Origin of the sequence: Pseudalkalibacillus hwajinpoensis (assembly GCF_039851965.1) — a bacterium.
GTDB lineage: Bacteria > Bacillota > Bacilli > Bacillales > Guptibacillaceae > Guptibacillus > Guptibacillus hwajinpoensis_E.
Genome location: NZ_CP156674.1, coordinates 424,334 through 446,651, shown reverse-complemented (window position 1 = coordinate 446,651; position 22,318 = coordinate 424,334). Strand labels below are relative to the sequence as shown.

Sequence of the window (22,318 nt, the reverse complement as noted above, 5' to 3'; positions counted from 1 at the left end):
CTAGTGAATACACACGCGACGGAAGAGTGGGGCTATCCCACTCTTTCGTTTTCGATTGGGACCCTGCTGTACAGGATCAGAAAGGAGGACAACCAATGACTGAGAACGTAATTACGGTTACAGAAGAACTAGTAAAACCAATAGTAGATGAAATGAACCTGGAACTCGTAGATATAGAATTCACGCAGGAAGGAAAGAACTGGTTTCTCCGTGTCTATATCGATTCTCCTCGTGGCGTAGATATTGAGGAGTGCGGTACAATTAGTGAAAAATTAAGCGAACAGCTTGATAAACATGATCCAATAACGCAACCTTACTTCCTTGAAGTATCCTCACCAGGTGCAGAGCGCCCACTAAAGAAACGTACTGATTTTGAAAAAGCGGTGGGCAAGCAAGTCTATATGACAACCTATGAACCCATTAACGGCGAAAAAAGCTTTGAAGGCATGCTTTCGGACTTCAACGGAGAAACGGTTGTCATCGAGCAGAAAGTTAAAACCAGAATTAAAAAGGTCGAATTACCTTATGAAAAAGTGGCAAGCGCAAGGCTTGCGGTTGTTTTTTAGTTAAAGGGGAGTATGAAAAATGAAGAGTAGTGATTTATTAGATGCGCTGACCGTTCTTGAGAAGGAAAAGGGTATCAGCAAGGATATTATCGTGGAAGCGATCGAAGCGGCGCTTATTTCTGCGTACAAGCGTAACTTTCACCAGGCACAGAATGTTAGGGTCGATTTCAACCAGGATACCGGGTCTATTCGGGTCTTTGCTCGTAAAGACGTTGTTGAAGAAGTAGAAGATTCTCGTCTTGAGATTTCGCTTGAAGACGCAAAAGATATTGATCCTCAGTATGAACTAGAAGATATTGTTGAAATTGAAGTAACGCCTCGTAATTTCGGCCGCATTGCTGCTCAAACAGCGAAACAGGTTGTTACTCAGCGCGTACGTGAAGCAGAGCGCGGCATTATTTTCAGTGAGTTCATCGATCGTGAAGATGATATCATGACAGGGATTGTTCAGCGTCAGGATCATCGTTTTATTTACGTTGACCTTGGAAGAATTGAAGCTCTTCTCCCAGCAGGCGAGCAAATGCCTAACGAAACATATCATTCACATGACCGGATTAAAGTGTATGTAACAAAAGTTGAAAAAACAACCAAAGGACCACAGGTGATGGTATCACGAACTCATCCTGGTCTTCTTAAGCGTTTATTTGAACTTGAAGTGCCTGAAATTTTTGACGGCACGGTTGAAGTAAAGTCAATTTCACGTGAAGCGGGCGATCGTTCTAAAATTGCCGTTCATGCGGAAGATCCGGAAATTGATCCGGTTGGCTCATGTGTCGGTCAACGTGGGCAGCGTGTCCAGGCGATTGTTAACGAACTTAAGGGTGAGAAAATTGACATCGTTCGTTGGTCAGAGGATATTGTTGAATATGTCGCAAATGCGCTTAGTCCATCCAAAGTACTTAAAGTAAATGTGAATGAAGAACAAAAAATGACACAGGTCATTGTACCTGATTACCAGCTCTCGCTTGCGATTGGTAAACGCGGACAAAACGCACGACTTGCAGCGAAGCTTACAGGATGGAAAATTGATATTAAGAGTCAATCTGAAGCGGAAGAGCTGGGCATTTATAGCCCGGGTGAAGCACCGTTATTTGACGATGATGATTCTGAAGAGTCTGAGTTAGACTAGCAACTGAACGATCAGGAGAGGTGTCCACCGTGCAAAAACGTAAAATTCCTATGCGGAAATGTGTCGCCTGCCAGGAAATGAAACCAAAAAAGGAGCTCGTTCGCGTCGTTCGCTCACCTGAAGGGGTTATATCAATTGACCTAACGGGTAAACAGAATGGACGGGGTGCTTATCTTTGCAACAATGAAGAATGTTTCAAGCTTGCTAAGAAAAGAAATGCTCTTTCTGCTCACCTAAAAGCAGAAGTGACAGATGAGATTTATACTTATCTTGAAGAGTCGCGATCATGAGTAAGAATTGGGAATCATTTCTGGGACTTGCTCAGCGTGCTGGCAAGGTCGTCTCTGGAGAAGAACTTGTTGTAAAAGAAATCCAGAGAAAGAATGCCAAACTCGTTTTGTTAGCAAACGACGCATCCGATAATACAAGAAAGAAAGTTACCGATAAAGCAACTACTTATAAAGTTCCATTATGTATTGTCTCAGATCGTTATGAACTTGGACACGCGATTGGCAAAATGCAGCGCGTAACCATAGCGGTGACTGATGCAGGCTTTGCAAAGAAACTTTTTGCGATTCTCGATCAATAATTCGGGGGTGAATCGTATGAGTAAGATGCGGATTTATGAATATGCAAAAGAACATAATACAACTAGTAAGGATGTTATCGAAAAGTTAAAAAGCATGAATATTACGGTTTCAAATCATATGTCTGTGATTGATGATCAGACAATGAGTAAGCTTGCTAACAATTCGAAACAATCCAAAAAGGGAAGCGACAAAAACAGTATGGAAAATAAAAACAATCGAAACAACCCAAATGCAAATCAAAAGAATAGTAAAAACACGCCTAACAACCGTCGAGGCGGGAGACGACCGAACCGACGAGGAAAAGGTCAGCCTCCTAAGAACACGGCTGCTCCAAGAAGATTGCCTGCAAAAGTAACGTTCATAGGATCATTAACGGTCGGACAACTTGCAGAAAAGCTTGGTAAAGATGCATCTGAACTGATCAAAAAGTTAATGGGTCTTGGCGTTATGGCAACAATCAACCAGGAACTAGATAAAGACACAATGGAACTTATTTGCGATGATTACGGCGTTAAAGTCGAAGAAGAAGAACCTTTTGAAGTTACGGATCTTGATAACTATACAAGTGAAGACAACGAAGAAAAGCTTGTTGAGCGTCCTGCCGTTGTTACAATCATGGGTCACGTTGACCATGGTAAAACAACACTTCTTGATAGCATCCGTGATACAAAAGTAACACAGGGTGAAGCGGGCGGTATTACACAGCATATCGGTGCTTATCAGATTGAAGAAAAGAACAAGAAAATCACGTTCCTAGATACACCTGGACACGCGGCATTTACAACAATGCGTGCTCGCGGTGCAAAAGTAACAGATATCACGATTCTTGTAGTAGCCGCTGATGATGGTGTTATGCCACAAACAGTTGAAGCCATTAATCACGCAAAAGCAGCAGAAGTGCCAATTATCGTTGCGGTTAATAAGATGGATAAAGAAGGCGCAAATCCTGATCGCGTTATGCAGGAACTTACAGAGTATGAGCTCGTTTCTGAAGCATGGGGCGGGGATACGATTTTCGTAAACCTTTCAGCGATTAAGCGTGAAGGAATTGATGAGCTTCTTGAAACGATTCTACTTATTTCTGAAGTAGAAGAATTTAAAGCTAATCCGGATAAGCTTGCAACAGGTACTGTTATTGAAGCACAGCTTGATAAAGGGCGCGGACCAGTCGCAACGCTTCTTGTGCAAGAAGGTACGCTTAAAGTTGGCGATCCAGTAGTTGTTGGGAACACATTCGGCCGTGTACGTGCAATGGTTAACGACCTTGGTAAGCGTGTTGACTCTGCTGCTCCTTCAACTCCAGTCGAGGTAACAGGTTTAAGTGATGTACCTCACGCAGGTGATCGTTTCGTTGCATTTGAAGACGAAAAGACAGCTCGCCAGGTAGGTGAAGCTCGTAACCAGCAGAAGATTGAAGCTCAGCGTAAAGAGTCTTCGAAAATGAATCTTGACGATTTATTTGAGAAAATTCAGCAGGGTGACGTGAAGGATATTAATGTGATCGTAAAAGCCGATGTGCAGGGATCAGTTGAAGCTCTTGCTGGCTCACTTCGTAAAATCGAAGTAGAAGGTGTGAAAATTAACATCATTCATACTGCTGTTGGTGCGATTACAGAGTCTGATATTATTCTTGCATCTGCGTCAAATGCACTCATCATCGGATTTAATGTGCGTCCAGATACAAATGCTAAGAAAGTAGCTGAATCTGAACAGGTTGAAATTCGTTTGCACCGTGTTATTTACACGGCAATTGAAGAAATTGAAGCTGCAATGAAAGGAATGCTTGATCCTGTCTATGAAGAAAAAGTCATTGGTCAGGCTGAAGTCCGAGAAACGTTTAAAGTTTCAAAAGTCGGTACGATTGCAGGTTCTTATGTAACTGAAGGTAAAATCACGAGAAACTCTGGTGTTCGTGTCATCCGTGACGGCATCGTTGTATTTGAAGGTGAAGTGGATACATTGAAACGCTTCAAAGATGACGCTAAAGAAGTCGCGAAAGGATACGAATGCGGAATTACGCTTGCGAAATTCAATGATGTAAAAGAAGGAGACATTATTGAAGCATACGTAATGGAGGAAGTTAAGCCTAAGTGATTGGATATGTAGAATGTGAATGTATCATTTATGATGCACAATCCTTGAAAGAAAAAAGATCAGTTCTTCAGTCGGTGATCAGCCGCCTGAAGAATTATAATCTTGCTGTTTCTGAACTTGAAAGCCAGGATTTGTGGCAACATACTGTTATCGGTATTGTTACTACGGCTTCAAGCAAAACAGCATGTGAGCGTGAGCTTCAGCGTGCTGTTTCATTGATTGATTCACGTCCTGATATCGAGCTCACTCGAGCTACTTATGAATGGCTTTAGGAAAGAAACGAGGTGGAACAATGAGTAATGTTCGCGCACACCGTGTTGGTGAACAGATGAAGAAAGAACTTGGTGACATCATCAGCAGAAAGATTAAAGATCCGCGCGTAGGTTTCGTTACGGTAACGGCTGTTGAAGTGACAAATGATCTCCAGCAAGCAACAGTGTTTATAACTGTTCTAGGTGATGAAGAGAAGAAAGAAGCGACCCTAAACGGACTTGCGAAAGCAACTGGTTTTATCCGTTCTGAAATTGGGAAGCGAATTCGCCTTCGCAAAACGCCGGAAATTTATTTTGAATTCGATGAATCGATCGATTACGGAAACAAAATCGAACGACTTCTTGCAGATTTAAATCAATCGGATGAGTAGCAGACGAAGGGATAGGCAGGAATGTCTATCCTTTCTCTATGTCATTATGACGAAAGGAGGCTACATAGATGAATGGAATTTTACCCTTGAAGAAACCAGCAGGCATGACCTCGCACGACTGTGTGGCAAAAACAAGGAAGCTATTGCATACAAAAAAAGTTGGCCATACAGGTACACTTGACCCGGATGTAACTGGAGTATTGCCGCTTTGTATTGGAAGAGCGACGAAGGTGGCCCAGTACATGACTGATTTTTCAAAAACATATGAAGCAGTTATTACGCTCGGGTTCTCCACAACAACGGAAGATGCATCAGGAGATGTGGTAGAGAAGAAAAAAGTGACGAATTCCCTTACACGTGAGCAAATAGAAGAAGCTCTTGGCGAGTTTCGTGGAGAGATTGAACAAACTCCTCCAATGTATTCTGCAGTTAAAGTGAACGGCAAACGGCTTTACGAATACGCGTTTAAAGGCGAAGTTGTTGAACGACCATCCAGACGAGTGAGGATCCATGATCTCGAACTTAATGGTGATATCTCACAGGATGGTGAGACGCTTTTAATTCCTGTACGAGCGACGTGTAGCAAGGGAACGTATATTAGAACGCTTGCCGTTGATATCGGACGAGAGCTCGGTTACCCAGCTCACATGTCTTTCTTAATTCGAACCGCTTCCGGCCCATTTAAGCTTGAAGAATGTTTGACATTTGAGGATATTACACAGATGATAGAAGATGAAACGCTGAACCTTTTTCCGATGGAATATGCTCTCTCTTCTATGCCTTCGATGACGGTAGGCAGTCAGTTAGAAGCAAAGCTTCAAAATGGGGCTGTTCTTCCACAGGTTGAGGAGATGACAGAAGAGAGACTAGTTATGTACAATGGAGAAGGAGAAGCGATTGCGATCTATCAGAAGCATCCTGAGAAACAGGGCATGATGAAGCCAGAAAAAGTGTTTTCTAGATGAAGTTAGAAGGTGAAACCGTTGAAGACAATTTATTTATCTCATCCTCATAAGCATGAAGAAAGCAAACCCTCTGTCATGGCACTCGGTTATTTCGATGGTATTCATCGTGGTCATCAGAAGGTTATTTCAACAGCAAAGTCGATCGCAGTTGAGAAGGGAATAGAGGCTTCTGTCATGACATTCTATCCCCATCCTTCAGTGGTGTTAGGCAAGTCCACCCCTCAAACAGAAGCGATCACGCCTCTGGATGAAAAAATAGACCTTATTGAACAATTAGGAATTGATGTCCTTTATGTAGTGAAATTTGATCCAACAATTGCAGGGTTAACGCCACAGCAATTTGTTGATGACTACATTATTGCATTATCGGTTTTACATGTGGTGGCTGGGTTTGATTTTACGTATGGAAGTAAAGGAAGAGGAACGATGGACTCCATGCCCTTTCATGCAAGAAACAAGTTTGAACAAACTGTAATTGATAAAGTATCAAAACAAGATGAGAAAGTAAGCTCCACCTTGATTCGTTCTTATATACGTAATGGAATGGTGGCGAGCGTAAAAGAAGTTCTTGGTCGTCACTACACAATTAAAGGAACGGTTGTGAAAGGTGACCAGCGCGGAAGAACAATTGGTTTTCCAACAGCAAACGTGGCCCTTAAGGATGAATATCTTGTTCCAGCTACTGGTGTATATGCAGTTCGCATGAAAACAGAAAGAACGTGGATGAACGGTGTTTGCAACGTAGGATATAAGCCGACGTTTTACGATGACAGGCCAGATAAACCATCACTTGAAGTGCATGTATTTGATTATGAAGGTGATTTGTATGATCGTGAAGTGGTGGTTGAGTTTCATCAAAAAATCCGTGGTGAAGTGAAATTCCCTTCCGTTGATGCTTTAATTAAGCAGATTGGGGAAGATGTGGAAGAAGCAAGACAAATACTTGAATAGTTTCCTCTTGCAATTTGGTGAGAAAACCTGTAATCTATTATCTGTACAGTAAGTACACAACCTATACTGGGCAATCGAGTCACCGACTTTTGCGCGGTATCAGGGGATTAGAAATTAAGGAGGTGAAACGGATGGCAATCACACAAGAGCGTAAGCAAGAGCTTATCACTAAGTTTAAAACTCACGAGAATGATACTGGTTCTCCAGAGGTTCAAATCGCTGTCCTTACTGAGGAAATCAACAATTTGAACGATCATCTACGTTTCCACAAGAAAGATCACCACTCACGTCGCGGTCTTCTTAAGATGGTTGGTAAACGCCGTAATCTTTTAACGTATCTTCGTAACAAAGACGTTACTCGTTACCGCGAACTTATCAAAGAACTTGGTCTACGTCGATAATGATTCAGAAAAGCGGGATAATTCCCGCTTTTTTATTAGGTTAAAATACATAGATTTCTTCCTTTCTTTTTAGAAGCAAAAAGGTTAGGGTATAATAAAAGAAATGATTTTATTGGATGAGAGGAGTTCTCACATTAATGGCACAGAACAAGCAAGTGTTTTCCATTGAATGGGCTGGTCGCGAGTTGTCAGTTGAGATTGGTCAGCTGGCTAAACAGGCGAGCGGGGCGGCGTTGATCCGATACGGTGATACTGCTGTATTAGCAACGGTTACAGGTTCAAAAGAGCCGAAAGACCTTCCGTTTTTCCCACTAACGGTTAATTATGAAGAACGATTATATGCAGTAGGTAAAATTCCTGGGGGCTTCATCAAACGTGAAGGCCGTCCGAGTGAAAAGGCAATTCTAGCGAGTCGTTTAATCGATCGCCCGATTCGCCCCTTATTCCCAGACGGTTTCCGTAATGAAGTACAGGTTGTTAGCACAGTAATGAGCGTGGATCAAAACTGTTCATCAGAGATGGCAGCTATGTTTGGTTCATCTTTAGCGCTTGGAATTAGTGATCTTCCATTCGATGGTCCTATCGCTGGTGTTATTGTCGGTCGTATCAACGGTGAGTTCGTTGTGAATCCGAACGTTGACCAGCTTGAAAAAAGCGACATTCACCTTACAGTTGCTGGTACGAAAGATGCGATTAACATGGTTGAAGCTGGCGCTGATGAAGTACCAGAAGAAACAATGCTAGAAGGGATTCTTTTTGGACATCAGGAAATTAAACGTCTGATTTCTTTCCAGGAAGAAATCATTGAAGCAACCGGTAAAGAAAAGCGCGAAGTTGTGCTTAAGAAAGCGGACGAAGCACTTGAAGCTGAACTTAGCGAGCAGTTCCTTTCAGATGTTAAAGAAGCTGTAAAGGTAATTGAAAAGCATGCAAGACAGGAAGCAATTGATGCTGTTATGGCTCGTGCGACAGAAGCTTATGAAGAAAATGAAGAAGTTAGTTCTGAAGAAGTGAAGTCCATCCTTAATAGCTTTGTGAAGCAAGAAGTTCGTCGTTTAATCTTAAAGGATAAAGTAAGACCTGATGGCCGTGGCGTTGACGAAATTCGTCCGCTTGATTCTGAAGTTGGCATTCTTTCAAGAACGCACGGTTCTGGATTGTTCACTCGTGGACAAACTCAGGCACTTAGCATTTGTACTCTTGGAGCACTTGGAGATGTACAAATCCTAGATGGTCTTGGTACAGAAGAATCCAAGCGTTTCATGCATCACTATAACTTCCCGAAATTCAGCGTAGGTGAAACAGGCCCGATGCGTGGACCGGGTCGTCGTGAAATTGGTCACGGTGCTCTTGGTGAACGCGCTCTTGAGCCGATTATCCCAACTGAGAACGATTTCCCTTATACGGTTCGCCTTGTATCTGAAGTGCTTGAATCTAACGGATCTACTTCACAGGCAAGTATTTGTGCAAGTACGCTGGCAATGATGGATGCAGGTGTGCCAATCAAAGCACCAGTTGCAGGGATTGCGATGGGGCTTGTGAGTGATGGTGAAGATGTTACAGTTCTTACTGACATTCAGGGCATGGAAGATGCACTTGGGGATATGGACTTTAAAGTAGCCGGAACAAAGCAGGGTGTAACAGCTCTTCAAATGGATATCAAAATTTCTGGAATTAACGAAGACATTCTTCGTCAGGCTCTTGAGCAGGCGAAAAATGGTCGTCTTGCGATTCTTGAAAACATGATGAGTGCAATTAGTGAACCTCGTACAGAGCTTTCTGCATACGCACCTAAAATCCTTACGATGTCGATTAAACCAGATAAAATCCGCGACGTTATTGGACCAAGCGGTAAAATCATCAATAAAATCATTGAAGAAACTGGCGTTAAAATTGACATCGAGCAGGATGGTTCAATCTTTATTTCTTCAACTGAACAGGAAATGAACGCAAAAGCGAAGAAAATCATCGAAGATCTTATCCGAGAAGTGGAAGTTGGTACAACCTATCTTGGTAAAGTTAAACGAGTTGAGAAATTCGGAGCATTTGTTGAGCTGTTTGCAGGTAAAGAAGGACTTGTTCATATTTCTGAACTTGCTGAAGAACGCACAAATAAGGTTGAAGATGTTGTCTCAATCGGTGATGAAATTATGGTTAAAGTAAAAGAAATCGATAAGCAGGGACGCGTTAACCTTTCTCGTAAAGAGTTATTGAAAGAACAGCGTGAACGTGAAGAACAAAGTCAAAAGAGTTAGGGAATTCGGCTACGGCCGGATTCTTTTTTTATGCTTTTTAATGGAAGTGAATACGATCAGTTCTACAGCTTGCCCTCTGAACATACTTTTTTACAAAAGGGGGCAGAAGTATGAAGAAATCCTGGATCCAACTGATTGTCTTTATCATGATCTTAGGCGTAGCAGCAGGTTCCCTTCAGAACCCCTACACTTCAATGTATTTAAGTGATTTGAAAGAGGAAGCTTCCATCATCACTGTTAGCGGAAATTCGCTTTATAATGAAATCCTGGAGGCCAAGGCAAAGCATGACATTGCACCAGAGAATGCGGTGATTGATCGTGTTTGGAAGGGAATTCCCGGCTATAACGGTATCGTGATAGATGTGAAGGCCTCCTATGAAAAAATGAAAGGGAAATCATTTGATGAGTCAATGCTAGTTAGAAGTGAAGTGGAGCCTGATATTCAGCTTGATGACTTAGAACCAGCACCTGTTTATAAGGGTAATCCTGAGAAACCAATGGTGGCGTTAATGATTAACGTGGCCTGGGGGGAAGAATATTTACCCGATATGCTCCAACTATTTAAAAAACATAGCGTACACGCTACTTTTTTCCTAGATGGATCTTGGGCTAAGAAAAATTCAGATGTGGTAAGAATGATTGATGAAGAAGGTCATGAAATAGGGAATCATGCCTATTCTCATCCAGATTTAAAGAGGTTAACTAATTCTGCTATTCAAAAAGAGCTTGAAGACACCAATAAAGTTATTGAAGCGACAATTGATAAAAAGCCAGTTGTTTTTGCGCCTCCGAGTGGAAGCTATGCTGCTAATGCGGTGGAGATCGCCAATCGTCTGGGGATGCAAACTGTTCTCTGGTCAGTGGATACAGTTGACTGGAAAAAACCTTCTCCTCAGGTGTTAACAGAGAGGGTGTTACAAAATGTACATGCAGGAGCACTTATTTTAATGCACCCAACTGAGCCAACAAAAAAGAGTCTAGAAGCGATTATCAGAGGTATTAAAGAAAGAGGATATACGCCAGGAACTGTATCACAAGTGCTAGACTCAAAGCGTATTGAGAACAGGCGATAGAATTGTTTCCTCTCTTTATTAATGATATAGTGATTTTGGAGTATTACGAAAGAGAATGGTTTCGAAACAGGAGGAACAGGCTTGATAAATAAAGTGACTTGTAAAAATGGAGTAAGAGTAGTGTTAGAAAATATACCAACTGTCCGTTCGGTTGCTATCGGCATTTGGATTGGAACTGGTTCACGTTTTGAACCAAAAGAAGTAAACGGAGTCTCCCATTTTCTTGAGCATATGTTTTTTAAAGGAACGGACACTCGTAGTGCAAAAGATATTGCCGAGTCTTTTGATAGCATAGGTGGTCAGGTGAATGCTTTTACTTCAAAAGAATATACGTGCTATTATGCAAAAGTTCTTGATGAGCACGCTGATTATGCGCTTGAAGTATTGACTGACATGTTCTTTAAATCGACGTTTGAAGCAGGAGAGCTTGCGAAAGAGAAGAACGTAGTACATGAAGAAATCAAAATGTACGAAGACACACCTGATGATATTGTGCACGACATGCTGAGCCAGGCAAGCTATGGAGATCATGAACTAGCTATGCCGATCCTCGGTACAGAAGAAACGCTAAAAGGTTTCTCAGGTGATACACTAAGACGTTACATGCAAACGCATTATACGCCAGACAATATCGTTGTTTCGGTTGCAGGTAACATCGATGAGAGCTTTATGAGCAAAGTTGAGGGCGCCTTTGAAAACTGGGAAACACCTGCGGGTAAACCAGAAGTGGAGCCGCCTAAGTTCCATTTGGGGCATATTGCACGTAAAAAGGAAACAGAACAAGCCCATCTTTGTCTCGGATATGCAGGTCTTCCTTTTGGAACAGATGACATTTATAGTTTGATTGTGATGAACAACGTGCTTGGTGGAAGTATGAGCAGTCGTCTTTTTCAGGACGTACGAGAAGATCAGGGTCTTGCTTATTCAGTGTTCTCTTACCATTCGGCATACAAAGACAGCGGTCTTCTAACAATCTATGCTGGAACGGCACAAAATCAGCTCGATCGACTATATGAAACAATTCAAAAGACATTACACGATTTCAAAAACGATGGGATTACATCAAAAGAGTTGAAGAACTGTAAAGAGCAGCTGAAAGGAAATTTGATGCTCAGCTTAGAAAGTACAAACAGTCGCATGAGTCGGAACGGAAAGAATGAACTGTTATTGAATCAGCATCGTACTCTTGATGACATCATTACGAATATTGAAAACGTTAATCACGAAAAAGTGAATAACATGATCCAATCGATGTTCACTGACGATTTTTCATGTTCGCTTATCAGTCCGAATGGAAATTTACCAGAAGGAATCAGCTAGTGTACAAAACCCGCCCAAAGAGGCGGGTTTTTGTTTTGGATAAATCATGTCTTCCATCAGATTCTATTTCATACACTATGATATGAAAAAAGTTTAGAAGGAGGAAAATTCATGAGATTGAGTCAACTGAGCGGAAAAGAACTTATTGATATTGAAAAAGGACAAAAACTCGGTGTCCTTGGACAAACCGATCTGTTATTTGACGAAAAGACAGGCCTACTAAAGGCCTTGATTATTCCACAATCCTCCTGGATGGGGTTGAAGCGCAGGGATCAGGAAATCTCAATTCCGTGGGATCATATCGAAACAATTGGAAGGGATATGATTATCGTTCAAAATCAAAAAAAGGGGTAAATCTGGGGAGATTCTAAATTCACCAAGCGTGCATTCACCACATAGAATGTTGAGAAATTACAATAATCCCCGTAGTAAGACGTGGAAAAGGAAAGGGGAGGAACGATGCTAACAAATCAACATATCGCTGTTATTGGCGGTGATGCCCGCCAGCTTGAAATTATTCGAAAGTTGACTGAACTGAATGCAGATTTGTATCTAATTGGTTTTGATCAGCTTGATCATGGTTTTACTGGTGCCACAAAGTGCGCGATCGATGATGTGCAGCTTAATACACTTGACGCAATTATACTTCCTGTTAGCGGAATGACACTACAGGGCGAAGTCGAAACGATATTTTCAACGGAAAATGTAATGTTAACAGCAGACCAGTTAAAACAAACTCCTTCCCATTGTACGGTCTATAGTGGAATTAGCAACAGCTGTTTAAATGGAATGGTTAAGGAAGCATCAAGAACGCTTGTTCGTTTATTTGAACGAGACGATGTTGCCATTTATAATTCCATCCCGACTGTAGAAGGAACTGTCATGATGGTTATTCAACATACCGATATTACGATACATCAATCAAATATAGCCGTGCTCGGACTTGGCCGTGTCGGCATGTCTGTTGCGCGCACATTTGATGCGCTCGGGGCCAATGTAAGCGTGGGAGCAAGAAAGCCCGAGCATATCGCGAGAATAACGGAGATGGGATTAAAGCCGTTTCATTTATCGGATCTTGTAAATCAAGTATCAGATGTGGACGTATGCATTAATACAATTCCAGCTCAGGTTGTGACATCTTCTGTTATCGCAAAAATGCCCTCCCATACACTCGTCATTGATCTTGCTTCAAAGCCAGGTGGAACCGACTTTCGCTATGCAGAAAAACGGGGAATTAAGGCCCTTTTAGCACCTGGGCTGCCTGGAATTGTCGCACCGAAGACTGCGGGGAAAATTATTGCCAACGTCTTGACTCAGCTGCTAATTGAACAGTCACAGAATGGAAAGGAGAACAATCCATGAGTTTAAAAGGAAAGCATATTGGCTTTGGACTAACGGGTTCTCACTGTACGTATGATGCAGTTGTACCTCAGATTGAAGAACTCGTGCAATTAGGAGCCACAGTCACCCCATTTGTCTCACACACTGTGTCAAATACAAATACCAGATTTGGTGATGGAGAAGACTGGGTAGCTCGCATTGAGGAAATTACTGGTCATGCTGCTGTTAATTCAATTGTAAAAGCAGAGCCATTCGGACCGAAGACACCTCTCGATTGCATGGTGATTGCTCCAATTACCGGAAATTCAATTAGCAAGTTCGCAAATGCGATGACTGATTCCCCCGTTTTAATGGGCGCAAAAGCAACACTCCGAAATGAGAAACCGGTTGTTCTCGGAATTTCAACTAACGACGGACTCGGGTTGAATGGCACGAATATATTAAGGTTAATGGCAACGAAGAACATTTACTTTATTCCGTTCGGGCAGGATGACCCAATTAAAAAGCCAAATTCTCTCGTAGCACGGATGCCTTCCTTAAGAGAAACAATCGAAAAAGCGATTTTGGGAAAACAGCTCCAGCCTGTAATTGTCGAACGGTATTTAGATTAACCAATTGATTTTTCTTTCTTTAAAACAGGTTTATGATAAAATAGAGAATAAAATCACCAGGAATGGGGAGAAACATCGGTTTCTCCTTCTGTTGTGATGTGTTTTGAATGGAATATGGGAGGAGAATAATATAATGAGCGGAAAACAATATCATGTAGCAGTAGTTGGAGCAACGGGTGCAGTCGGAGAACAAATGATTAAAACACTAGAGGAACGTAATTTTCCGATATCTACTTTAACGCTCCTTTCATCATCACGTTCAGCGGGAAAAAAAGTGATGTTCAAGGGTCAAGAATTAACAGTGAAGGAAGCAGTACCTGAAGCGTTTGATGGGGTGCAGCTTGCTTTGTTTAGTGCCGGGGGAAGCGTTTCGAAACAACTGGCACCTGAAGCCGTTCGACACGGTGCGATTGTGGTAGATAATACCAGTGCGTTTCGTATGGATCCTGAAGTACCACTCGTTGTGCCAGAAGTGAACGAAGGTGACCTTAACGATCATAAAGGCGTTATTGCGAATCCTAATTGCTCAACGATCCAGATGGTAGCAGCTCTTGAGCCGCTGAAGCAGGCATATGGTCTTAATAAAATCATTGTTTCTACTTACCAGGCAGTATCAGGTGCAGGTGCAAATGCGGTTACTGAGATGAAAGAGCAATCACAGGCAGTTTTGAATGGTGAAGCATACACACCTCAAATGCTTCCCGTGAAAGGTGCAAAGAATCATTATCCAATTGCGTTCAATGCTATTCCTCAAATTGATGTGTTTGAAGAAAACGGATTTACATTTGAAGAAATGAAAATGATAAATGAAACGAAGAAAATCATGCACGATGCCGAGCTGCAAGTAGCTGCGACATGTGTACGTCTACCAATTGAAACCGGTCATGCTGAATCCGTTTACGTTGAAATTGGCAGCGATGATGTAACAGTGGAAGATGTAAAAGAATTAATGAAAAATGCGCCAGGTGTCACGTTAAAAGATGACCCTTACAATCAAGTTTATCCGATGCCACTTGATGCAGTTGGAAAGTCAGATGTTTTTGTGGGTCGTATCCGAAAAGATCTTAATCAAAAAAATGGCTTCCATATGTGGATTGTCTCTGATAATCTACTGAAGGGGGCAGCGTGGAATTCTGTTCAAATTGCTGAAAGTCTGGCAGCCCTTAATATTTTGAAATAGACATAAGAAGGTGTTCTGAATGAAAGTCATCGTGCAGAAGTTTGGCGGCACTTCATTAAAGAGTGAAGACGGCAGACTGAGAGCTGTTAACCATATTAAAGAAGCAGTTAGCGATGGATATAAAGTAGTGGTCGTAGTGTCAGCAATGGGTCGTAAAGGCGATCCGTATGCGACGGATACACTTCTCGGGCTAATTGGCGACAGAGACCGTAAAGTCACGTCAAGGGAATACGACTTACTCGTTTCTTGTGGGGAAAGTATTTCTTCAGTCGTGTTTTCGAATTTACTTCTCGAACATGGGCTCAAAGCAACGGCATATACAGGCGGTCAGGCTGGTTTTATGACAACTGCTGAGCATAGCAAAGCGAGAATTCTTGAGATGAAGTCTGAGCGTCTTATTGATGAATTAAAATTGATGGATGTCGTAGTCGTAACAGGATTTCAGGGCGTTACAAAAGACGGCGACGTAACGACACTCGGTCGTGGGGGCAGTGATACATCAGCCGCGGCACTCGGAGCGGCACTTCCTGCTGAGTGGGTTGATATTTTCACAGATGTAGAAGGCATCATGACTGCCGATCCGAGACTAGTGGAGAAAGCCCGCCCGCTTTCAATCGTGACATATAACGAAGTTTGCAATATGGCCTATCAAGGTGCGAAAGTGATTCATCCGCGTGCAGTTGAGATCGCCATGCAGGCAAAAATCCCAATGCGGATCCGATCAACGTATTCGTCCTCCACTGGGACGCTGGTTACTTCTGCAACAGGGAAAATAACGGGGGAACAGGTTATTGATCGGCTAATAACGGGTATTGCCCATGTTAGTGGCGTCACCCAGATTAAAGTATACGCGAAAGAGGGACAATATGACCTGCAATCGCGTGTTTTCAAAGCAATGGCTCGTGAAGGCATTAGCGTAGATTTTATCAATATTAGTCTAACTGGCGTCGTTTACACGGTTATGGAAGAAATGACCGAACGAGCGGTTGCGACCTTAACAGAGATGGGTTATGACCCCGAAATCATTGAAAACTGTGCGAAAGTATCTGCTGTTGGGGCCGGGATGAGTGGTGTTCCTGGCGTAACTGCAAAGATAGTGGAGTCACTCGCAAAACAAAACATAGATATACTTCAGTCGGCCGATTCTCATACAACAATCTGGGTCCTTGTAAGGAAGCATGACCTTTCAGCAGCTGTCAACGCTCTGCATGAAACGTTTAATTTACACCTGGAACCAGGCCAGGAGATAGAGCAGATGAATCAACTGTAAGCTGAAGGCAAGGAGTGAAAGAAATGAATTTTGGTAAAGTACTATCAGCAATGGTTACTCCCTTTGACCGTAAAGGGTATATTGATTTTGCAAAAACAGAGCAATTAATAAACTACTTATTAAATAACGGTTCTGATGGACTTGTCGTAGCAGGTACAACTGGTGAGTCGCCAACATTAACTTCTGAAGAAAAAGTGGCACTCTTCAAGCATTCAGTAAAAATAGCTGATGGCAGAGTACCGATCATAGCTGGAACTGGTAGTAACAACACGCACGGTTCGATCGAGCTTACCAAAAAGGCAGAAGCGACTGGCGTGGATGCGATCATGATCGTCGCACCGTACTATAGTAAGCCTGGCCAGAAGGGTCTTTATGAGCATTACAAAGCGATCGCAGATTCTACAAAGCTTCCGGTAATGATCTATAACATTCCTGGTCGTTCGGTCGTTAATATGACGGCTGATACGATTGTTGAGCTTTCAAAAATTAGCAACATCGTTTCAGTTAAAGAGGCGAGTGGGGACCTTGATCAGATGACTGAGATCATTAGTCGTACGGATGACTCCTTTACACTCTATAGTGGTGATGACGGATTAACACTGCCCGTCATGTCAATCGGTGGAGATGGCGTGATTTCAGTTGCTTCTCACATTCTTGGTAACGAGTTGCAGGAGATGATTGCTGCTTACGAAGAAGGAAAAGTGAAAGAAGCAGCAGCTATTCATCATCAGATTTTACCGATTATGAATGAGCTATTTAAAGCACCAAGCCCTTCTCCAGTGAAAACAGCACTTCAACTTAAAGGGATGGATGTTGGAAGTGTCCGTCTACCGATGATTCCACTAACTGCTGAAGAACGCGCTTCATTAGTTAATGCATTAAATAAGTAAAAACGAATAGCGAAAACGGATGCCACTGGCGTCCGTTTTTTTCGTGTGAATGGTTAAACTGTGTATCGTTCATACTACTATTACCAGAGTAAGGAAGGGGTCATTAGTATGAACAATGCACAGTACAATCAAAATGATAATCAGGGTCACGAGCAAGACCCGAAGAAGGATGATCAGAAATCATCGCTTGTTGATAAAATTCAGCAGCTTGGCCAAACAAATGTACCAAGCATGGATCAATCAAACATTCACTGTTTGACAATTATCGGTCAAATCGAAGGACATGTTCAGCTACCACCTCAGAATAAAACAACAAAGTATGAGCATCTGATTCCACAAATTGTGGCGATAGAGCAAAACCCCAAAATTGAAGGAGTCCTTATTCTTTTAAATACAGTCGGTGGAGACGTTGAGGCGGGTCTTGCGATATCGGAAATGATTGCGTCACTTTCTAAACCATCAGTCTCGATCGTTCTTGGCGGTGGACATTCAATTGGCGTACCCATTGCCGTTGCCGCAAATCATTCTTTTGTCGCGGAAACAGCAACTATGACGATCCATCCAGTACGTCTTACAGGGCTTGTCATTGGCGTTCCACAAACTTTTGAGTATCTTGATAAAATGCAGGAGCGGGTCGTGAGCTTTGTGACACGACATTCAAATATTTCTGAAGAAAAGTTTAAAGAACTCATGTTTTCAAGAGGTAACTTGACAAGAGATATTGGGACGAATGTTGTAGGGGAAGATGCGGTAAGCTATGGACTGATTGATGAAGTTGGTGCAGTTGGACCGGCAATGAGAAAGCTTAACGAACTGATCGAAGAATACAAAGGTAAACAGGAAGGAGATCTTGTGCAATGATTTTATATACCATCCTTCCACACGAGGCCGTCTTTCCAACTGATCAAACGGCTTATGAACAGCAAAAGATCATCGAATGGAACGGCGTTCAGCTTCTCGTTGAACGAACATCATTGACAGAGTGCAGGGTGGTCCAGGTGTTAAGCACTAATCCTCAGGACTATTTAAATGAGAGTACACAGCCCGGTCAAATGTTAACACTCTCAACTTCTCCCATGAAATAGAGCCTATAGCACCACGGCAAGATGTGGTATACTAGGAATAGATTGGTGACAAAAAGCAGCCGGAGATGGCTGCTTTTTGTCACCACCTATGGCTTGTATAGAGGTGAGAGTATGGCAAAACGAAAGCGAAGGAAGTCAACAAAGAAACAGGCCTGGCAATCCCAAGTCAAAAGTGAATTTATTGGTCTGACCGTTCTGGCATTTACTGTTTTAGGTGTTTTGAAAATGGGAGTAGTCGGACGAGCATTTTATCATATGTTTCGGTTTTTTGCCGGTGAATGGTATGGGCTTATTATAGCTGGACTCGTTCTTTTCGCCGGTTATTTAATTGTGATGCGAAAACTGCCGCCATTTTGGACGAGAAGGTTAGCAGGATTCTATTTATTAGGTATTTCATTCTTATTATTAAGTCATGTTGGGTTATTTGAGACGTTATCACGACAGGGTGAATGGGGAAGTCCATCGGTTATCGCAAATACATACGAACTCTTCCGAATGGATGTTAGTGACCCAACTGAATCTAGCCCGCTTGGTGGGGGAATGATCGGTGCACTACTCTTTGCATTTAGTTATCGACTGTTTGATGCGACAGGCACACAGTTAATGGCGTTTCTCTTAATTCTTCTTTCCTTCGTTCTGATTACTGGTAAATCGTTCAGCGATGTTTTACTGAAAATAGGCGGATGGATCAAGGGCTTTGTTGTGAACACATACGACGAAGCGAGATCTCTTTTATCCGAAAGCAGAAATGCCAGAAGAGAAAAGAGGGAGCAGCGCGCAGCCTTAAGAGAACAAGAAGAATCGCTCGAGGAGACGGAGACGTACGAGGTTCCGCAGGAGAGTCAGGATGAGGAAGCTCCTTTTGAGCCTGAAATTCGAACATTTACAGAAAGTGCTTATCAAACAGAGCCAGAAGCTCCGACTCAAAAAGTATCAGAGAAAACGAGTGAACAGGGTACCGAAACAACTGATGCGACACCAATGCAATCTCTAACCGTAGGCGAGCTTGAAAACAAAGATTATCGCCTGCCGTCCCTTTCTCTGCTTCAGCCACCCAAAAAGGTGTCTCAGGATAAGGAGCGCCAACAAATTTCAGCGAATGCGAGAAAGCTTGAGAAGACATTTGAAAGCTTTGGAGTAAAGGCAAAAGTTATGAAAGTTCATCTCGGGCCAGCCGTAACGAAGTACGAGGTTTACCCAGATACTGGCGTAAAGGTTAGTAAAATTGTGAACCTGACAGATGATCTTGCACTTGCTTTAGCTGCAAGAGATTTACGAATTGAAGCTCCTATTCCAGGGAAGTCAGCGATTGGAATTGAAGTTCCAAATTCGGAAGTCGCGATGGTCACGTTGAGAGAAGTTCTTGAATCCAAAGAATATCAGTCGCATGAATCGAAAGTGGCGATTGGATTTGGGAGAGACATTTCCGGTGAAGCAGTTGTATCAGACCTCTCAAAAATGCCCCATTTACTAGTTGCCGGAGCGACAGGAAGCGGGAAAAGTGTCTGCATCAATGGCATCATTACTAGTATTATGATGAAAGCGAAGCCGCATGAAGTAAAAATGATGATGATTGACCCGAAGATGGTAGAATTGAATGTGTATAACGGGATCCCACATCTTCTTGCCCCGGTGGTCACAGATCCGAAGAAAGCATCTCAAGCTTTGAAAAAAGTGGTCAATGAAATGGAGCGAAGATACGAGCTCTTTTCTCATACAGGTACTCGAAATATTGAAGGATATAACAATTACATCAAAAAACAAAATGAAACATCTGAAGCAAAGCAACCGTCACTGCCCTATATTGTTGTGATTGTAGATGAGTTAGCCGATTTAATGATGGTTGCCTCAAGCGATGTTGAAGATGCGATTACGAGACTCGCTCAAATGGCACGTGCAGCAGGGATTCATTTAATTATTGCGACCCAGCGACCTTCTGTTGATGTTATCACAGGTGTCATTAAAGCCAATATACCTTCTCGAATCGCATTCAGCGTCTCTTCCATGACCGATTCAAGAACAATTCTTGATATGGGTGGGGCTGAAAAGCTTCTTGGTAAAGGTGATATGCTATTCCTACCTGTTGGAGCGAATAAACCAAAGCGTGTGCAGGGTGCGTTCCTATCTGATGAAGAGGTAGAGGAGCTTGTTGATTTCGTTATTGCTCAGCAGAAAGCGCAGTATCAGGAAGAGATGATCCCAACAGATAAGCCGGAAGAAGAACAGCCTGAAGTAGATGATGACTTATATGATGACGCTGTTCAGCTCATTACCGAAATGCAAACAGCATCCGTGTCCATGCTGCAGCGAAGATTTAGAATAGGCTATACGAGAGCAGCACGGCTGATTGATGCAATGGAAGCTCGTGGCATCGTAGGTCCTTATGAAGGAAGTAAGCCACGTGAAGTGTTAATAACCAAAGAGGAAGAAGCGCAATCCAGTTAGGATGCGCTTCTTTTTTTTGATCGGATCAGTTAGTTAGTGAGAGCCAAATATGGCCCCCCGCATTTAGTGTAAGAAATGCTACCATTAGAAATATTGGCAATCGAGTTTTTTTTCAAAAAACTATTTCTTTATTTCCCTTAAAATGGTATAGTTATTGTCGAAATATGACTTATTTTTCAAGAGTATTTCAGGCGTGTTTCAGGCTCGATTATAGATCTCATTATTTTTTTATGAGTCATGAAAACGCAACCAAACAAAGCTCAGCTCGAGTAGAGAGAAAGAGAGAGTAGTGGCGTTTAAAAAATTTGAGGGGGATTAAAATGAAGAAGAAGTATGGTTTCATGTTGTCGGCTGTATTAGCTGCCGGAACGCTTTTGTCTGCTTGTGGATCAAATGAAGCAAACAACGAGAGTTCTGGAGGCGGCAGTAGTGAAGGTGAGGGCAGCGATTTTAAAGTTGCGATGGTAACTGATACAGGCGGTGTAGATGATAAATCCTTTAACCAATCTGCATGGGAAGGTCTTCAGCAGTTTGGAAAAGATAACGGTCTTGAAGAAGACAAAGGCTATAAATATGTACAATCAACTGCAGCAAGTGATTACCAGCCGAACCTTTCCGGTCTAATCCGGGAAGAATATGATTTGATTTTCGGAATTGGTTTCCTTATGCAGCAGGATATTCAAACAATCGCTCAGCAAAAGCCCGAAAGCCAGTTTGCACTTGTTGATAGCGTAGCAGTTAACGAAGATGGTGATCCACTTGAAAACGTAGCTAGTATTACGTTTAAAGAGCATCAGGGATCATTCCTTGTTGGTGTCATTGCTGGTATGCAGTCTGAATCTAACAAGGTTGGCTTCATCGGTGGGGTTAACTCTGAGCTGATCAAGAAGTTCGAAAGTGGCTTCAAAGCAGGGGTTAAATCTGTTAATCCTGATGCGGAGATCTTTACACAATATGCTGATGATTTTAACGCTGCGGAAAAAGGACAGGCAATTGCCGTTACTCTATACGATAAAGGCGCAGATATCATCTATCACGCTGCCGGAGGAACAGGTAACGGTGTGTTCACAGAAGCGAAGAACCGTGCGAAAAACGGTGAAAAAGTCTGGGTTATTGGTGTAGACCGTGACCAGCATGAAGAAGGTATGCCGGAAAACGTAACGCTTACTTCAATGGTGAAGCGTGTTGATACAGCTGTAATCGAAGTGTCCAAGCAAACAATGGATGGAAACTTCCCTGGTGGACAGGTGACTGAGTTTGGTCTTGAAGAAGACGGCGTAGGTATTGCAGAAACGCAAGAAAACGTCTCTGAAGAAGCACTACAAAAAGTAGAAGAGTATAAAGAGAAAATCCAGAGCGGTGAATTGGAAGTTCCAAGTACTGACGAAGAATACAAAGAATTCGAAGGCTCTCTATAAGCATCTAACCGCTTCCGAGCAGTTAACGCTTAGGAAATCTCACCTACATTATAGCCAAATACGAACAAAGGCTAGTATTTTCATAGACTAG

The 22,318-nt window shown here is 42.5% G+C and carries 23 protein-coding genes; all 23 read left to right on the top strand.

Annotation, left to right across the window (positions count from 1 at the left end):
* Positions 1–95: 95 nt before the first annotated feature.
* The 23 genes from rimP (at position 96) to ABFG93_RS02125 (ending at position 22,227) form a co-directional block, all read left to right on the top strand.
* Positions 96–566 carry a ribosome maturation factor RimP gene (rimP, locus tag ABFG93_RS02235; protein ID WP_347550349.1) on the top strand — a complete coding sequence of 157 codons (471 nt, stop codon included), beginning with the start codon at positions 96–98 and terminating at the stop codon, positions 564–566.
* Between the two features lie 19 nt (positions 567–585).
* Complete coding sequence (nusA, locus tag ABFG93_RS02230) at positions 586–1,695, top strand: transcription termination factor NusA (RefSeq protein ID WP_347550348.1); 1,110 nt, start codon at positions 586–588, stop codon at positions 1,693–1,695.
* Positions 1,696–1,724: 29 nt separating this feature from the next.
* The gene (gene rnpM / locus ABFG93_RS02225; protein ID WP_347550347.1) at positions 1,725–1,985 is read left to right on the top strand and encodes an RNase P modulator RnpM; all 261 of its coding nucleotides are present in this window, start codon (positions 1,725–1,727) and stop codon (positions 1,983–1,985) included.
* Positions 1,982–2,284: a YlxQ family RNA-binding protein gene (locus ABFG93_RS02220; protein WP_347550346.1), complete on the top strand. Its 303-nt coding sequence runs from the start codon at positions 1,982–1,984 to the stop codon at positions 2,282–2,284. The genes rnpM and ABFG93_RS02220 overlap by 4 nt, the downstream gene beginning before the upstream one ends.
* A gap of 16 nt (positions 2,285–2,300) precedes the next feature.
* Entirely contained in the window at positions 2,301–4,379 is a 2,079-nt protein-coding gene (gene infB / locus ABFG93_RS02215; protein ID WP_347550345.1) for a translation initiation factor IF-2, read from the top strand.
* Positions 4,376–4,651, top strand: coding sequence for a DUF503 domain-containing protein (locus tag ABFG93_RS02210; protein ID WP_347550344.1), 276 nt, complete (start codon positions 4,376–4,378; stop codon positions 4,649–4,651). The genes infB and ABFG93_RS02210 overlap by 4 nt, the downstream gene beginning before the upstream one ends.
* 20 nt (positions 4,652–4,671) lie before the next feature.
* The gene (gene rbfA, locus ABFG93_RS02205) at positions 4,672–5,022 is read left to right on the top strand and encodes a 30S ribosome-binding factor RbfA (protein ID WP_347550343.1); all 351 of its coding nucleotides are present in this window, start codon (positions 4,672–4,674) and stop codon (positions 5,020–5,022) included.
* Between the two features lie 68 nt (positions 5,023–5,090).
* Positions 5,091–5,987, top strand: coding sequence for a tRNA pseudouridine(55) synthase TruB (gene truB / locus ABFG93_RS02200; RefSeq protein ID WP_347550342.1), 897 nt, complete (start codon positions 5,091–5,093; stop codon positions 5,985–5,987).
* Between the two features lie 18 nt (positions 5,988–6,005).
* Positions 6,006–6,938 carry a bifunctional riboflavin kinase/FAD synthetase gene (ribF, locus tag ABFG93_RS02195; RefSeq protein ID WP_347550341.1) on the top strand — a complete coding sequence of 311 codons (933 nt, stop codon included), beginning with the start codon at positions 6,006–6,008 and terminating at the stop codon, positions 6,936–6,938.
* Positions 6,939–7,069: 131 nt separating this feature from the next.
* The gene (gene rpsO / locus ABFG93_RS02190) at positions 7,070–7,339 is read left to right on the top strand and encodes a 30S ribosomal protein S15 (protein ID WP_048309782.1); all 270 of its coding nucleotides are present in this window, start codon (positions 7,070–7,072) and stop codon (positions 7,337–7,339) included.
* 137 nt (positions 7,340–7,476) lie between these two features.
* The gene (locus ABFG93_RS02185) at positions 7,477–9,594 is read left to right on the top strand and encodes a polyribonucleotide nucleotidyltransferase (protein ID WP_347550340.1); all 2,118 of its coding nucleotides are present in this window, start codon (positions 7,477–7,479) and stop codon (positions 9,592–9,594) included.
* A gap of 110 nt (positions 9,595–9,704) precedes the next feature.
* A complete protein-coding gene (locus tag ABFG93_RS02180; protein WP_347550339.1) occupies positions 9,705–10,667 on the top strand; it encodes a polysaccharide deacetylase family protein in 963 nt (320 codons plus the stop codon).
* A gap of 81 nt (positions 10,668–10,748) precedes the next feature.
* The gene (locus ABFG93_RS02175) at positions 10,749–11,987 is read left to right on the top strand and encodes a M16 family metallopeptidase (protein WP_347550338.1); all 1,239 of its coding nucleotides are present in this window, start codon (positions 10,749–10,751) and stop codon (positions 11,985–11,987) included.
* A 111-nt stretch (positions 11,988–12,098) separates the two neighbouring features.
* Complete coding sequence (locus ABFG93_RS02170; protein WP_347550337.1) at positions 12,099–12,341, top strand: YlmC/YmxH family sporulation protein; 243 nt, start codon at positions 12,099–12,101, stop codon at positions 12,339–12,341.
* A gap of 105 nt (positions 12,342–12,446) precedes the next feature.
* On the top strand, positions 12,447–13,349 hold the full coding sequence (gene dpaA, locus ABFG93_RS02165; protein WP_347550336.1) for a dipicolinic acid synthetase subunit A: 903 nt from the start codon (positions 12,447–12,449) through the stop codon (positions 13,347–13,349).
* Positions 13,346–13,939, top strand: a complete 594-nt coding sequence (gene dpaB / locus ABFG93_RS02160; RefSeq protein WP_347550335.1) for a dipicolinate synthase subunit B — start codon at positions 13,346–13,348, stop codon at positions 13,937–13,939. The genes dpaA and dpaB overlap by 4 nt, the downstream gene beginning before the upstream one ends.
* A gap of 133 nt (positions 13,940–14,072) precedes the next feature.
* On the top strand, positions 14,073–15,119 hold the full coding sequence (gene asd, locus ABFG93_RS02155) for an aspartate-semialdehyde dehydrogenase (protein ID WP_347550334.1): 1,047 nt from the start codon (positions 14,073–14,075) through the stop codon (positions 15,117–15,119).
* 19 nt (positions 15,120–15,138) lie between these two features.
* A complete protein-coding gene (gene dapG, locus ABFG93_RS02150) occupies positions 15,139–16,389 on the top strand; it encodes an aspartate kinase (RefSeq protein ID WP_347550333.1) in 1,251 nt (416 codons plus the stop codon).
* 23 nt (positions 16,390–16,412) lie between these two features.
* Entirely contained in the window at positions 16,413–17,279 is an 867-nt protein-coding gene (gene dapA, locus ABFG93_RS02145; protein ID WP_347550332.1) for a 4-hydroxy-tetrahydrodipicolinate synthase, read from the top strand.
* Positions 17,280–17,387: 108 nt separating this feature from the next.
* Positions 17,388–18,140 (top strand): ClpP family protease, encoded by a 753-nt coding sequence (locus ABFG93_RS02140; RefSeq protein WP_347550331.1) that lies wholly within the window; start codon positions 17,388–17,390, stop codon positions 18,138–18,140.
* A complete protein-coding gene (locus ABFG93_RS02135) occupies positions 18,137–18,364 on the top strand; it encodes a YlzJ-like family protein (RefSeq protein WP_347550330.1) in 228 nt (75 codons plus the stop codon). The genes ABFG93_RS02140 and ABFG93_RS02135 overlap by 4 nt, the downstream gene beginning before the upstream one ends.
* A 111-nt stretch (positions 18,365–18,475) precedes the next feature.
* Positions 18,476–20,809 (top strand): FtsK/SpoIIIE family DNA translocase, encoded by a 2,334-nt coding sequence (locus ABFG93_RS02130; RefSeq protein WP_347550329.1) that lies wholly within the window; start codon positions 18,476–18,478, stop codon positions 20,807–20,809.
* A gap of 320 nt (positions 20,810–21,129) precedes the next feature.
* The gene (locus ABFG93_RS02125; RefSeq protein WP_347550328.1) at positions 21,130–22,227 is read left to right on the top strand and encodes a BMP family lipoprotein; all 1,098 of its coding nucleotides are present in this window, start codon (positions 21,130–21,132) and stop codon (positions 22,225–22,227) included.
* The last annotated feature ends 91 nt before the right edge of the window (positions 22,228–22,318 follow it).

Coding starts and splice junctions, on each gene's coding strand:
- infB (WP_347550345.1), top strand. CDS start 2,301: ATGAGTAAGATGCGGATTTATGAATATGCAAAAGAACATAATACAACT.
- rpsO (WP_048309782.1), top strand. CDS start 7,070: ATGGCAATCACACAAGAGCGTAAGCAAGAGCTTATCACTAAGTTTAAA.
- asd (WP_347550334.1), top strand. CDS start 14,073: ATGAGCGGAAAACAATATCATGTAGCAGTAGTTGGAGCAACGGGTGCA.
- truB (WP_347550342.1), top strand. CDS start 5,091: ATGAATGGAATTTTACCCTTGAAGAAACCAGCAGGCATGACCTCGCAC.
- dpaA (WP_347550336.1), top strand. CDS start 12,447: ATGCTAACAAATCAACATATCGCTGTTATTGGCGGTGATGCCCGCCAG.
- dpaB (WP_347550335.1), top strand. CDS start 13,346: ATGAGTTTAAAAGGAAAGCATATTGGCTTTGGACTAACGGGTTCTCAC.
- dapA (WP_347550332.1), top strand. CDS start 16,413: ATGAATTTTGGTAAAGTACTATCAGCAATGGTTACTCCCTTTGACCGT.
- ABFG93_RS02125 (WP_347550328.1), top strand. CDS start 21,130: ATGAAGAAGAAGTATGGTTTCATGTTGTCGGCTGTATTAGCTGCCGGA.
- ABFG93_RS02185 (WP_347550340.1), top strand. CDS start 7,477: ATGGCACAGAACAAGCAAGTGTTTTCCATTGAATGGGCTGGTCGCGAG.
- rbfA (WP_347550343.1), top strand. CDS start 4,672: ATGAGTAATGTTCGCGCACACCGTGTTGGTGAACAGATGAAGAAAGAA.
- ABFG93_RS02180 (WP_347550339.1), top strand. CDS start 9,705: ATGAAGAAATCCTGGATCCAACTGATTGTCTTTATCATGATCTTAGGC.
- nusA (WP_347550348.1), top strand. CDS start 586: ATGAAGAGTAGTGATTTATTAGATGCGCTGACCGTTCTTGAGAAGGAA.
- ABFG93_RS02130 (WP_347550329.1), top strand. CDS start 18,476: ATGGCAAAACGAAAGCGAAGGAAGTCAACAAAGAAACAGGCCTGGCAA.
- dapG (WP_347550333.1), top strand. CDS start 15,139: ATGAAAGTCATCGTGCAGAAGTTTGGCGGCACTTCATTAAAGAGTGAA.
- rimP (WP_347550349.1), top strand. CDS start 96: ATGACTGAGAACGTAATTACGGTTACAGAAGAACTAGTAAAACCAATA.
- ABFG93_RS02170 (WP_347550337.1), top strand. CDS start 12,099: ATGAGATTGAGTCAACTGAGCGGAAAAGAACTTATTGATATTGAAAAA.
- ABFG93_RS02135 (WP_347550330.1), top strand. CDS start 18,137: ATGATTTTATATACCATCCTTCCACACGAGGCCGTCTTTCCAACTGAT.
- ABFG93_RS02220 (WP_347550346.1), top strand. CDS start 1,982: ATGAGTAAGAATTGGGAATCATTTCTGGGACTTGCTCAGCGTGCTGGC.
- ABFG93_RS02140 (WP_347550331.1), top strand. CDS start 17,388: ATGAACAATGCACAGTACAATCAAAATGATAATCAGGGTCACGAGCAA.